We start from the raw sequence: 13,120 nt of genomic DNA, 5'->3' as shown, positions 1-13,120 counted from the left end.
AGCTCCCTCGCCACAAAAGCTTCCTCGCCATAAGAACAGGTTGTGCGCTCAGTGCTTGCTGCCACCGGCACACGTCGGCGAAGCCGGGGCCGCGTCAACCTGCGCCCATTCTTCGGGCGTGTAGGTGTGCAGCGCCAACGCATGGAACTCACCCATCAGCTCGCCCAGCGTGCCGTAGACCTTCTGGTGACGCTTGACGCGATTGAGCCCTTCGAACTGCTGGCTGACCACCACGGCCTTGAAGTGCGTCTGCAGGCCACGGCTGTGCATGTGGCTTTCATCCAGCACTTGCAAGTGCTCGGGCTGCAAGAGCCCGAGTGTCGATTCGATGCGTTGTTGCATGCTCATACCGGGCTCCGCTTACGGCTTTTTCTTGGCTGGGGCGGCGGCTTTTGGCTCGAGCTCGGCCGTCATGTCGGCCAGCAGCTTGTTGACCACCGGCACCGCGCTTTCAAGCTTGGCCTGGGTCAGCTGGGCCGATTGCTGGGTCAGCTGTGGCATTTTTTCCAGGACTTTCTTGCCCAATGGCGATTGGTAGAAAGCCACCAGGTCCTTGAGCTCCGATTCGTTGAAGTTGCTGGTGTAGAGCTTGACCATGTCAGGCTTGAGCTTGTTCCAGCCGATGGCTTGGTCCAGCGCGGCATTGGCCTTGGCCTGATAGGTTTCCAGGGTGGCTTTTTTCGACTCAGGGGCCTTGGTCTGCTCAAAGCGCTGGGCAAACATCTGCTGCACTTGCATGTACACCGGAGTGCCCAGTTTGTCAGCGTGCGCCAGGGTCAGGAACGCTTCGGCGCTGGCATTGTGGCTGGCGGTATCGGCGAAAACAGGGCCGCTGGCACACACCAGAGCAACTGCGGTACAGATGGCACGAAGACGGGTCATCGAGTTTCCTTTGTTTACAGGCGAGGTAAAACCCCAAGGGCGACCATTCTGCGCCTAAAAAACGCCAGGCCTCAACCCCGATGCTTGTCGGGTCCGATTGACGGAGCGAACACACCGCTCCTGGATTGAGCGATGATTGAGGGAACCGGTGCCGCCCATCTGGGCCTAAACTGCGCATTCAGCCTTTAAGGAGTTTGACCCGATGAGCCGTATCGAAACCGACAGCCTTGGCCAGGTTGAAGTCCCGGACGACGCCTACTGGGGCGCCCAGACGCAGCGTTCCATGATCAACTTCGCCATTGGCAACGAACGCATGCCGCTGTCGGTGCTGCATGCCCTGGCCCTGATCAAGAAGGCCGCCGCGCGGGTCAATGATCGCAATGGCGACCTCCCCGCCGACATCGCCCGCCTGATCGAGCAGGCCGCCGACGAAGTGCTGGACGGCCAGCACGACGACCAGTTCCCGTTGGTGGTCTGGCAGACCGGCAGCGGGACCCAGAGCAACATGAACGTCAACGAGGTGATCGCCGGGCGCGCCAACGAACTGGCCGGCAACCCCCGCGGCGGCAAGAGCCCGGTGCACCCCAACGATCACGTCAACCGCTCGCAGAGTTCCAACGACTGCTTCCCCACCGCCATGCACATCGCCGCCGCCCAGGCTGTCCATCAGCAATTGCTGCCGGCCATCAGCGAACTCTCCGGCGGCCTCGCGGAACTGGCGGCGCGGCACATGAAGCTGGTCAAGACCGGCCGCACCCACATGATGGATGCCACGCCAATCACCTTTGGCCAGGAACTGTCGGCGTTCATTGCCCAACTCGATTATGCCGAACGGGCGATCCGCGCCGCGCTGCCGGCCGTCTGCGAGCTGGCCCAGGGCGGCACGGCCGTGGGCACCGGGCTCAATTCACCCCATGGTTTCGGCGAAGCGATTGCCGCTGAATTGGCGGCGCTCTCGGGCCTGCCGTTCGTCACCGCACCGAACAAGTTCGCCGCGCTGGCCGGCCATGAACCCCTGACGTCCTTGTCCGGCGCCCTGAAGACCCTCGCCGTGACCCTGATGAAGATCGCCAACGACCTGCGCCTGCTGGGCTCAGGCCCCCGGGCCGGCTTCGCCGAGGTGAAATTGCCAGCCAACGAACCGGGCAGTTCCATCATGCCTGGCAAGGTCAACCCGACCCAGTGCGAAGCCTTGTCGATGCTGGCCTGCCAGGTCATGGGCAACGACGTGACCATTGGTTTTGCCGCCAGCCAGGGGCATTTGCAGTTGAACGTGTTCAAACCGGTGATCATCCACAACCTGCTGCAGTCGATACGCCTGCTGGCCGACGGTTGCAGCAACTTCCAGCAGCACTGCATCGCCGGTCTCGAACCGGACGCCGAGCAAATGGCCGCGCACCTGGAACGTGGGTTGATGCTGGTGACCGCACTGAACCCGCATATCGGCTACGACAAGTCAGCGGAAATCGCCAAGAAAGCCTACGGCGAAGGGCTGACCTTGCGCGAGGCGGCGCTGCAGCTGGGGTACCTGACCGATGAAGAATTCGATGCCTGGGTGAGGCCGGAGAATATGTTGGAGGCCGGTAGCCAGGGCTAACGCCAGCCCTCCTGTGGGAGCGAGCCTGCTCGCGATGGGGCCGGCAGGTTCGACATCACAGTTGCCTGTCGGGCCGCCAATCGCGAGCAAGCTCGCTACCACAGGGGGGACAGTTTTAACCGCGACAGTCCAACCGCTGGAGATCCGCTGTGGGAGCGAGCTTGCTCGCGATGAGGCCGGCAGGCTCGACATCACTGTTGCCTGTCAGGCCGCCAATCGCGAGCAAGCTCGCTCCCACAAAGGGGCTAACGCCCCACACGTCGGGCCTTGAGCCCGGCGATCAACGAGGGGCCCAGGGCGACCAGCGCCGAACCCAGCACCACCAGCACCGCCCCGCCATAGCCCAGCAGGTTGATCTGCTCGGCATGGACATAATCAGGCCACCACCAGGCCGCCATCGCCACCGCGGAGAAGGTCACCAGCGGCGTGATCGCCAGGGTTGCGCTGACCCGCGACGCTTCCCAATGGGCCAGGGCTTCGGCAAACGCGCCATAGGCAATCAAGGTATTGAGGCAGCACGCGAGCAACAACCAGCCTTGCAGCGGGCTCAACTGCAGCGCCTCCAACGGATGCACCCAGGGCGTGAGCAGCAGCGCGCAAAACAGGTAGATCACCATCATCACCTGCAGCGAATTCCACACCGTCAACAATTGCTTCTGGCCCAGGGCGTAGAACGTCCAGACCGTCGATGCCAACAACACCATCAACACCCCGGCGGTGTATTCGCTCAGGGAAGTCAGCAACTCGCCCAGGCGCTGGTTGAAAAACAGCGTGAAACCGATCAGCAGCACCAGCAAGCCAATGCCCTGCCCCACGCTGAACCGCTCCTTGAACACAAACAGGCTGGCGACCAGCAACATGATCGGCCCCATCTGCACCACCAATTGCGCGGTGCCGGGGCTCAAGCGGTTCAGGCCCATCAGGTACAACACGTAATTGCCCACCAGCCCGAGCACCGCCATCGCCACCAGCCAGCCGCCGCGAGGGCCGAGGACCTTGCGACTGGGCAGGCGCCGGGTCGCCGCCAAATAAATGAACAGCAAACCGCCGGACACCAGCAAGCGAAACCAGGTCACGGTAACCGGGTCCATCACTTGCAGCACTTGCTTGAGCTTGATCGGCAGGATTCCCCAGAGCAGGGCCGTCAACAGGGCGAGGAACAAACCGTAGACCCAGCGACCGGACGATATGTGCATGCAACCCTCGAAGCCCAGGACAAAGAACGCCCATTCTAGTGGCCTGTACGGTTAATTCTAGTACTCAAATTCGAGTGCCAGGGCTTGCCAGGCAAGGCGCCATGACGAGTCGTAGCCCGCTACGGCGAGGAATGGCAACGCAGACTGGCAAGTTCTGGCGCCGAAGTTGAGTGCACGAATTAGCCACACAGGCCACTAGGCATCTATTCGCCCAGCGACACAGGAACAGTTGCGGATGAATTGAATCGATACCGACATGGCACATGGCCGCCTATCGGCTGACCAAGCAGCGGTCCACGCCAGCCTCTAAACTTCACTCAACCTGATCCCGCCGCCCCTTTTGGAGCCCCTCATGCTTGGCAAACGCGCCCAGGACCTCGCCCCTGCGATGGTCTTTCCCAGTGACCGGATTTGCCGAATAAACGGCGAATTTTACTTCAACACCCGGGAAGGCACCCAGGAAGGGCCATTCGCCAATCGCGAGGAGGCGTTGCGGGAGGTGGAAGCGTATGTACAGCGGATGCTGCAACTGACTCAGGTCGCCAGCTAGCACCATACTCCTGTGGCGAGGGAGCCTGCTCCCGCTGGGTCGCGAAGCGGCCCCCCTGCCTATCAATAAACCGCATCGACAGTTTGGCGCCTGCTTCGCAGTCGAGCGGGAGCAAGCTCCCTCGCCACAAAAGCTCTGTGCAAGCATACTTTTTGCGGTTATCTCACCGCCTCGAACAACCCCGTCGCCCCCATCCCGCCGCCCACACACATGGTCACGATGCCGTAGCGCAGGTTGCGCCGTTGCAACTCACGCACCAGATGCCCGACTTGCCGGGAACCGGTCATGCCGAACGGATGGCCGATGGAGATCGAGCCGCCGTTGACGTTGTATTTCTCTGGATCGATTTCCAGCCGGTTGCGGCTGTACAGGCACTGGGAAGCAAACGCCTCGTTGAGTTCCCAGAGGTCGATATCGGCGATCTGCAAGCCCTTGGCCTTGAGCAGCTTGGGCACTGAAAATACCGGGCCGATGCCCATTTCGTCCGGCTCGCAACCGGCCACGGTGAAACCGCGAAAAAACGCCTTGGGCTTGAGCCCCAGCGCCAGGGCCTTTTCCAGGCTCATGACCAAGGTCATCGAGGCGCCGTCGGACAACTGCGACGAGTTACCCGCCGTCACCGAGCCGTCTTCGGCGAACACCGGCTTCAGGCCTGCGAGGCTTTCATAGGTGGTGTCCGGGCGGTTGCAATCGTCATGATCGACCACGCCCTCAAGAATCTGCACCGCACCGGTCTGCTTGTCCTCGACCCAGTACTTGACCGCCATCGGGATGATTTCATCATCGAACAATCCCGCCGCCTGGGCCTTGGCGGTGCGTTGCTGGCTCTGCAAGGCGTAGCGGTCCTGCTCTTCGCGGCTGACCTGGTAACGGCGAGCGACGATCTCCGCTGTCTGGCCCATGGGGAAATAAATCCCGGGCACTTGCTCCTTGAGCAGTGGGTTGATCAGGTTGTCGGTATTGACGCTTTTCATCGTCAGGCTGATGGATTCCACACCACCCGCCACAATGATGTCGCTGCAACCGGAAGCGATCTGGTTGGCGGCGATGGCAATGGCTTGCAAGCCCGAGGAACAGAAGCGGTTGAGGGTCATCCCGGCTGTGCCGATGCCCAATCGCGAGAGCACCGCCACGTTGCGCCCGATGTTGTAGCCCTGGGCGCCCTCATTGGAGCCGGCCCCGACGATGCAATCCTCGACACTGGCCGGGTTGATGTCGTTGCGCGCCAACAAGGCATCGACGCAATGGGCCGCCATGTCGTCTGGGCGGGTCATGTTGAACTTGCCACGAAAGGACTTGGCCAGGCCGGTCCGTACGCTGTCGACGATCACCACTTCACGCATGGCTGTACCTCATTGTTCTGGTCGGTTGAGAGTGAATCGAGCATAGATCCACTGGATAACCGACCGCGACAATCATTCACCTCGCGTATGCGTACCCATCGCCCTAGCGCTTCTTCTTGCGAGCCTGTTTTGCGCTGCGCTCGAAAGCCGCCTCCAATGCCTGGTTGAGGGTGCGCAGTACCTTGACCCGCGCCCAGCGCTTGTCGTTGGCCTCCACCAAGGTCCAGGGGGAAATCTCGGTGCTGGTGCGGTCGACCATGTCGCACACTGCGGCGCGGTAGGCGTCCCACTTGTCGCGGTTGCGCCAGTCATCCTCGGTGATCTTGAAACGCTTGAACGGGATTTCCTCGCGCTCCTGGAAACGCGCCAGCTGGGTTTCCTTGTCGATGGCCAGCCAGAACTTGACCACCACCACACCAGCGTCGGCGATCTGCTCCTCGAAGTCGTTTATTTCCCCGTAGGCCCGCAGCCAGTCGGCCTGGCTGCAAAAACCTTCGACCCGCTCCACCAGCACCCGGCCGTACCAGGAGCGGTCGAACATGGTGAACTTGCCGCGCGCGGGGATATGCCGCCAGAACCGCCACATGTAGGGGTGGGCGCGCTCCTCTTCCGTGGGCGCGGCAATCGGCACGATGCTGTATTGGCGTGGGTCCAGGGCCGCCGCGACCCGCCGGATCGCCCCGCCCTTGCCCGCCGCGTCATTGCCTTCGAACACCGCCACCAGGGCATGTTGGCGCATGCGCTTGTCCCGCAGCAGGCCGGCGAACCGCGCCTGCTCGGTGATCAGTTGTTCTTCGTAGTCAGCCTTGTCCAGGCGCCGGGTCATGTCCAGGCTGTCGAGCAGCGTGACCTGCCCGTCCAGCTCGGGCAGCGGCGCCACACTGACCTTTTGCGGTTTGATCTTCGACCGGTCCAAGGCCTGGCGCAAACCGTCGAGCAGGATCCGCCCGACGGTGAGGCTGCGATAACAGCTGTCCATGCCTTCGATCACGTGCCACGGCGCGTAATCGCGGCTGGTGCGGCGCAGCACCCGCTCACCGTATTTGACGAACTTGTCGTAGGTCTGGGACTGCTGCCAATCCAGCGGGCTGATGCGCCAACTGTGCAGCGGGTCATCCTTGAGCCCCTTGAGCCGGGCCTTCATCTGCTTCTTGGAGAGGTGGAACCAGAACTTGAAGATCAGCGCGCCTTCATCGCAGAGCATTTTTTCCAGGCGCTCGGCACCGGCGATCGCCTGGTCGAGTCGTGGGTCCTTGAATTCGCCATGGACCCGGCCCTGGAGCATCTGGCTGTACCAGTTGCCGAAGAAAATCCCCATGCGCCCCTTGGCCGGCAGCATCCGCCAATAGCGCCACGCGGGAGGCCGCGCCAGTTCCTCGTCGGTCTGCTGGTCGAAGGTGCGCACTTCGATCAGCCGTGGGTCCATCCACTCAGTGAGCAACTTCACCGTCTCGCCCTTGCCCGCGCCTTCGATGCCGTTGATCAACACGATGACCGGAAACCGGCCCTGCTGCTGCAACTCGAACTGCGCTTCCAACAGCGCTTCACGCAGGGCGGGCACCTCGGCCTCAAAGGTGTCTTTATCGATCACATGGCCGATTTCAGCGGATTCAAACATGGGCAGCTCCTTCCGGGGATGGCTCAAGACTAGCGGATTGGATGCGGCCCTGTGCAGCAGATTCCATTCAGATGCGCGCTGTGTTGCGATGGGTCAAGCAAGCCGATACCGATCGGCTAGAATGGCCGCTCAGTTTTGACCGAGCCTGCCATGACGCCCATCCAGCAACACGCCCAACTCGACTGGGATGATCAGGGGCGCCCGCGTTCGCGGGTGTTCGACGATGTGTATTTTTCCGATCAGTCGGGCCTGGATGAAACCCGTTATGTGTTCCTCGAGCAGAACAACCTGGCCGAGCGCTTCGCTGCGCTGGCCGCTGGCGGGCGGCTGGTGATTGGCGAAACCGGGTTTGGCACCGGCTTGAATTTTCTCTGTGCCTGGCAATTGTTCGAACAGTGCGCGCCAGCAGGCGCTCGGCTGCACTTCGTCAGCGTCGAGAAGTATCCCTTGAGCCCCGAAGACTTGCGCCGGGCCCTTGCCCTGTGGCCGCAACTGAGCCTTCAAGCGGAACAATTGCTTGAGCAGTACGTGGCGATCCACCAGGGTTTCCAGCGCCTGGTCCTGGCCAATGGCCGGGTGACGCTGACCTTGTTGATCGGCGATGCCCTGGAGCAGTTGCCGCAGTTGGACGGGCAGATCGACGCCTGGTTCCTCGACGGCTTTGCGCCGGCCAGGAACCCCGAGATGTGGACCGCCGAGCTGTTCGCCGAACTGGCCCGGCTGGCCGCACCCGGCGCTACCCTCAGTACCTTTACCAGCACCGGTTGGGTTCGGCGGTTGCTGAACGCGGCGGGCTTCAAGATGAAGCGCACACCGGGCATTGGCCATAAATGGGAAATCCTGCGCGGCGTGTTTCTTGGCTGGCCCGAGCAGGCACCCGCGCCGTCCCTGGCAAAACCCTGGTACGCCCGTCCCTTGCCGCCCACCGGCGAGCGTCGGGCCTTGGTCATCGGCGGTGGCCTGGCCGGGTGCGCCAGCGCGGCGAGTCTCGCCGCCCGTGGTTGGCAGGTGACGCTGCTGGAGCGTCATGCCGGGTTGGCCGAGGAAGCTTCCGGCAATCCCCAGGGCGTGCTGTACCTCAAATTGTCGGCCCATGGCACCGCGTTGTCGCAGATGATCCTCAGCGGCTTCGGCTACACCCGCCGTGTGCTGGAGCAACTGCAACGCGGCGTTGACTGGGATGCCTGCGGCGTCTTGCAACTGGCCTTCAACAGCAAGGAAACCGAGCGCCAGGCGCAACTGGCCGAGGCGTTCCCAGCGGACTTGCTGCATTCACTGGATCAGTCCGAGGCCCAGGTTCGCGCCGGTATCGGCCTGGCCTGTGGCGGCTTGTTTTATCCCGAAGGCGGTTGGGTGCATCCGCCGGCGCTGTGTCGCTGGCAAGCCTCGGGGCCGGCAATTGATGTGCGACCCCATCATGACGTGCTGCACCTGCGCCGAGTCGACGGCCAATGGCAGGCATGGGACGGCGAACGCTGCCTGGCCAGTGCGCCAGTGGTGATTCTCGCCAGTGCTGCCGAGATCAAACGCTTCGAACCTGCCGCTGGTTTGCCGCTCAAGCGCATTCGCGGGCAAATCACGCGGTTGCCGCAAACCAGCCGCAGCCAGAGCCTGGCGACGGTGGTCTGCGCCGAAGGATATGTGGCGCCGCCGCGGCTGGGCGAACATACCCTGGGCGCCAGTTTCGATTTCAACAGCGACGACCTGACCCCCACCGCTGCCGAGCATGCCGGCAACCTGCAGATGCTCGAAGAGATCTCCCACGACCTGGTGGAGCGCCTGGATGCTGGCACCCTGGACCCGCACCACCTCGAAGGCCGCGCGGCGTTTCGTTGCACCAGCCCGGATTACCTGCCGATTGTCGGACCGCTGGCCGAGCGCCAGGTCTTCACCGAGGCTTACGCTGCCCTGGGCAAGGATGCGCGCCAAGTGCCGGACGCCCCCTGTCCATGGCTCGATGGCCTGTACATCAACAGCGGCCACGGTTCCCGCGGCCTGATCACCGCGCCCCTGTCGGGCGAACTGATCGCCGCCTGGCTGGACAACGAACCCCTACCACTGCCCCGCAGCGTAGCCGAGGCCTGCCATCCGAACCGGTTCGCGTTGCGGGCCTTGATTCGGGGCAAGACCTGACACCCATTTAAAGTGCCCCCCATCCCCTGTGGGAGCGAGCTTGCTCGCGATGGCAGTGGATCAGTTGGCATCTGAGCTGACTGACCCACTGCCATCGCGAGCAAGCTCGCTCCCACAGGTTCCTCTTATTTCGTGAGGCATGCGGCAACCCCCACCCACCGGCTTATAACGCATCGATCTAAAACTCACAGCAATCCCTCCGGTCAGTTTCAGAGTACCCGCCCTTTCGGCGCGTGCTGCTTGACCCCTCCCCAACGGAAACACCGGTAAGGACTTATGTGCGGATTAGCTGGAGAGTTACGTTTCGATCAACAACCTGCGGACCTTGCGGCCGTAGAGCGAATCACCCATCACCTGGCCCCTCGCGGCCCTGATGCCTGGGGTTTTCATAGCCAGGGACCGATTGCCCTCGGCCACCGACGCCTGAAAATCATGGACCTGTCGGACGGCTCGGCCCAGCCGATGATCGACAATCAATTGGGCCTGTCACTGGCCTTCAACGGCGCGATCTACAACTATCCGGAGCTTCGCACCGAGCTGGAAGGCCTGGGCTACACCTTCTACTCCGGTGGCGACACCGAAGTGCTGCTCAAGGGTTACCACGCCTGGGGCGAAGCGCTGCTGCCCAAGCTCAACGGCATGTTCGCCTTCGCCATTTGGGAGCGTGATGCCAAGCGGCTATTCATCGCCCGCGACCGCCTCGGCGTCAAGCCGCTGTACCTGTCGCGCACCGGCCAGCGCCTGCGCTTCGCCTCGGCATTGCCGGCGCTGCTCAAGGGCGGCGACATCAATCCGATGCTCGACCCGGTGGCCCTCAACCATTACCTTAATTTCCACGCGGTGGTCCCGGCGCCCCGCACCTTGCTGGCCGGTGTTGAAAAACTGCCGCCCGCCACCTGGATGCGCATCGAAGCCGACGGCACCACCGAGCAGAAAACCTGGTGGACCCTGCCCTACGGCCCTCACGCCGATGAACAGCACCTGAACCTGGAAGACTGGATCGATCGCGTGCTCGACAGCACCCGGGAAGCGGTTGCCATTCGCCAGCGCGCCGCCGTGGATGTCGGCGTGCTGCTGTCCGGCGGCGTCGATTCAAGTATGTTGGTGGGCCTGTTGCGGGAAGTCGGCGTCGAGGACTTGTCGACATTCTCCATCGGCTTCCAGGATGCCGGCGGCGAGCGCGGTGACGAATTCCAATATTCGGACCTGATCGCCAAGCACTACGGCACTCGCCACCACCAACTGCGCATCGACGAAAAAGAGATAATCGAGCAACTGCCCGCCGCGTTCCGCGCCATGAGCGAGCCGATGGTCAGCCACGACTGCATCGCCTTCTACCTGCTGTCGCGGGAAGTGGCCAAGCATTGCAAAGTGGTGCAAAGCGGCCAAGGCGCGGATGAGCTGTTCGCCGGTTATCACTGGTACCCGCAGGTCGATGGCGCCAGCGATCCGTACGCCGCCTATCGCGCGGCATTCTTCGACCGCAGTTACGCAGAATATGCCGCCACTGTGCAGCCCAACTGGTTGACGGCCAACGACGCGGCCGGGGACTTCGTCAAGGAGCATTTCGCCCAACCCGGCGCCGATGCCGCGGTGGACAAGGCCCTGCGCCTGGACAGCACGGTGATGCTGGTGGACGACCCGGTCAAGCGCGTCGACAACATGACCATGGCCTGGGGCCTGGAAGCGCGCACACCGTTCCTCGACTATCGCCTGGTGGAACTCTCGGCCCGGGTCCCGGCGAAATTCAAGTTGCCCGATGGCGGCAAGCAGGTGCTCAAGGAAGCCGCCCGACGGGTGATTCCCAGCGAAGTGATCGACCGCAAGAAAGGCTATTTCCCGGTGCCGGGCCTCAAGCACCTGGAAGGCGACACCCTGGCCTGGGTTCGCGAACTGCTGCTGGATCCGAGCCAGGACCGCGGCCTGTTCAACCCAGCCATGCTCGACCGCCTGCTCACCGACCCCAACGGGCAACTCACGCCGTTGCGCGGTTCGCGACTATGGCAGCTGGCGGCGCTGAACCTGTGGCTCAGCGAGCAAGGAATCTGATCGATGAAACCTCACGCAACTGTTCACAACCAACGCCTCTTGCGCGGCCAGGCGCCCTCCTATGAACGCCTGCAGGCACGCCTGGCCGAAGACGGCAGCGAATTGGGCGCCGACCCGATCGCGGTGCATTGCGGCTGGGGCCGACTGCTGATCGGCCACACCTTCCCGGACGCGGCGTGCCTGGCCCGGGAACTGCTCAACGAACAACCCGGCGAACGCGACATTGCCTTGTACGTGGCCGCGCCCCAGCAGGTGCTGGGGCTGGAACCGGCGCAACTGTTCCTCGATCCATCCGACACCTTGCGCCTGTGGTTCAGCGACTATCGCCAGTCCACCCGGGTGTTTCGCGGCTTCCGCATTCGCCGCGCCCAGAGCGAGACCGACTGGCAGGCCATCAACCAGCTCTACCAGGCCCGGGGCATGCTGCCTATCGACCCGCTGCGACTGACCCCGCGTCACGAAGGCGGACCGGTGTACTGGCTGGCTGAAGACGACGATACCGGTGCGGTAATCGGCAGCGTCATGGGCCTGAATCATCAGAAGGCCTTCAACGATCCGGAAAACGGCAGCAGCCTCTGGTGCCTGGCCGTCGATCCGCAATGCCCGCGACCCGGTGTCGGCGAAGTGCTCGTGCGTCACCTCATCGAACATTTCATGAGCCGTGGCTTGAGCTACCTCGACCTGTCGGTGCTGCACGACAATCGCCAGGCAAAAAATCTCTACGCCAAACTCGGCTTTCGCAACCTCTCGACCTTCGCCATCAAGCGCAAGAACGGCATCAACCAGCCGTTGTTCCTTGGGCCCGGCCCCGAGGCGGAGTTCAATCCATATGCGCGGATCATCGTCGAAGAAGCTCACCGGCGCGGCATCGAAGTGCAGGTGGACGATGCCGAGGCCGGCTTGTTCACCCTGGTGCACGGCAGCCGCCGGGTGCGCTGCCGCGAGTCCCTGAGCGACCTGACCAGCGCCATCAGCATGACGCTGTGCCAGAACAAAAGCCTGACCCACAAGGTGCTGAAAAACGCCGGCCTGAACCTGCCGGCGCAACAGCTGGTGGGGAACGCCGATGACAACCTGGCGTTTCTCGATGAGCACGAACGGGTGGTGGTCAAGCCGCTGGACGGTGAACAGGGCCAAGGCGTGGCGGTGGACCTGCGTACCATCGAGGAGGTGCAGAGCGCCATTGAAGCGGCTCGGCAGTTCGATAGCCGGGTGCTGCTGGAGAGCTTCCACGAAGGACTGGACCTGCGCATCCTGGTGATCGGCTTTGAAGTGGTGGCGGCGGCGATCCGGCGCCCGGCGGAGGTGATCGGCGACGGCCGGCACACCATCGGTGCCCTGATCGAAGCCCAGAGCCGCCGACGGCAGGCCGCGACGGGTGGTGAAAGCAAGATACCGATGGACGCCGAGACCCTGCGCACCCTCAATGCGGCGGGGTACGACTACGACAGCGTCCTGCCGGCCGGAGAGCACCTGTTCGTACGCCGTACAGCGAACCTTCATACCGGCGGCGTCCTGGAAGATGTCACCGGTATCCTGCATCCGACCCTTGCCGATGCGGCGGTCCGTGCCGCACGGGCGCTGGACATCCCCATGGTCGGCCTCGACCTGCTGGTGCCGGCGGCCGATCAACCCGAGTATGTGTTCATCGAAGCCAACGAACGCGCAGGTTTAGCCAACCACGACCCCCAACCCACCGCCGAGCGTTTTGTGGATCTGTTGTTTCCTCATAGCCAGACGGTGGCTTAGCAG

10 protein-coding genes are annotated in these 13,120 nt (G+C 63.1%); 5 read left to right on the top strand and 5 right to left on the bottom strand.

The genetic code is table 11. The features are described 5' to 3' along the window. Positions 1–48: 48 nt before the first annotated feature. Together ACLH0I_RS09090 and ACLH0I_RS09085 are read right to left on the bottom strand one after the other, a co-directional pair. On the bottom strand, positions 49–348 hold the full coding sequence (locus ACLH0I_RS09090) for a BolA family protein (RefSeq protein WP_250963524.1): 300 nt from the start codon (positions 346–348) through the stop codon (positions 49–51). A 12-nt stretch (positions 349–360) separates the two neighbouring features. Then, a complete protein-coding gene (locus ACLH0I_RS09085; protein WP_092167494.1) occupies positions 361–882 on the bottom strand; it encodes a DUF2059 domain-containing protein in 522 nt (173 codons plus the stop codon). 202 nt (positions 883–1,084) lie between these two features. Between ACLH0I_RS09085 and ACLH0I_RS09080 the strand changes: the two genes are divergently transcribed. Continuing rightward, a complete protein-coding gene (locus ACLH0I_RS09080) occupies positions 1,085–2,479 on the top strand; it encodes a class II fumarate hydratase (protein WP_053183039.1) in 1,395 nt (464 codons plus the stop codon). 245 nt (positions 2,480–2,724) lie between these two features. Here ACLH0I_RS09080 and ACLH0I_RS09075 read toward each other — a convergent pair whose 3' ends face one another. Continuing rightward, positions 2,725–3,675: a DMT family transporter gene (locus tag ACLH0I_RS09075; protein WP_411386839.1), complete on the bottom strand. Its 951-nt coding sequence runs from the start codon at positions 3,673–3,675 to the stop codon at positions 2,725–2,727. A 352-nt stretch (positions 3,676–4,027) separates the two neighbouring features. On the opposite strand from ACLH0I_RS09075, the gene ACLH0I_RS09070 reads away from it, so the two are divergent. Continuing rightward, positions 4,028–4,225, top strand: a complete 198-nt coding sequence (locus ACLH0I_RS09070; RefSeq protein WP_186704705.1) for a DUF6316 family protein — start codon at positions 4,028–4,030, stop codon at positions 4,223–4,225. A gap of 158 nt (positions 4,226–4,383) precedes the next feature. Here the strand turns inward: ACLH0I_RS09070 and ACLH0I_RS09065 are convergent, their stop codons facing one another. Then, positions 4,384–5,568 carry a thiolase family protein gene (locus ACLH0I_RS09065; protein WP_411386838.1) on the bottom strand — a complete coding sequence of 395 codons (1,185 nt, stop codon included), beginning with the start codon at positions 5,566–5,568 and terminating at the stop codon, positions 4,384–4,386. Between the two features lie 103 nt (positions 5,569–5,671). Next, positions 5,672–7,186 carry a polyphosphate:AMP phosphotransferase gene (gene pap / locus ACLH0I_RS09060; protein WP_411386837.1) on the bottom strand — a complete coding sequence of 505 codons (1,515 nt, stop codon included), beginning with the start codon at positions 7,184–7,186 and terminating at the stop codon, positions 5,672–5,674. A gap of 150 nt (positions 7,187–7,336) precedes the next feature. On the opposite strand from pap, the gene mnmC reads away from it, so the two are divergent. The 3 genes from mnmC (at position 7,337) to ngg (ending at position 13,117) form a co-directional block, all read left to right on the top strand. After that, on the top strand, positions 7,337–9,319 hold the full coding sequence (gene mnmC / locus ACLH0I_RS09055) for a bifunctional tRNA (5-methylaminomethyl-2-thiouridine)(34)-methyltransferase MnmD/FAD-dependent 5-carboxymethylaminomethyl-2-thiouridine(34) oxidoreductase MnmC (RefSeq protein ID WP_411386836.1): 1,983 nt from the start codon (positions 7,337–7,339) through the stop codon (positions 9,317–9,319). Between the two features lie 276 nt (positions 9,320–9,595). Continuing rightward, positions 9,596–11,368: an N-acetylglutaminylglutamine amidotransferase gene (locus tag ACLH0I_RS09050; RefSeq protein ID WP_411386835.1), complete on the top strand. Its 1,773-nt coding sequence runs from the start codon at positions 9,596–9,598 to the stop codon at positions 11,366–11,368. 3 nt (positions 11,369–11,371) lie between these two features. Beyond that, positions 11,372–13,117 carry an N-acetylglutaminylglutamine synthetase gene (ngg, locus tag ACLH0I_RS09045; RefSeq protein ID WP_411386834.1) on the top strand — a complete coding sequence of 582 codons (1,746 nt, stop codon included), beginning with the start codon at positions 11,372–11,374 and terminating at the stop codon, positions 13,115–13,117. Positions 13,118–13,120 lie beyond the last annotated feature (3 nt).

The sequence above is a fragment of the Pseudomonas sp. MPB03 genome (assembly GCF_046605385.1).
GTDB classification, from domain to species: domain Bacteria; phylum Pseudomonadota; class Gammaproteobacteria; order Pseudomonadales; family Pseudomonadaceae; genus Aquipseudomonas; species Aquipseudomonas zanjanensis.
The sequence above is the reverse complement of the archived record's forward strand: the minus strand, read 5'-3'. Positions and strand labels throughout refer to the sequence as shown.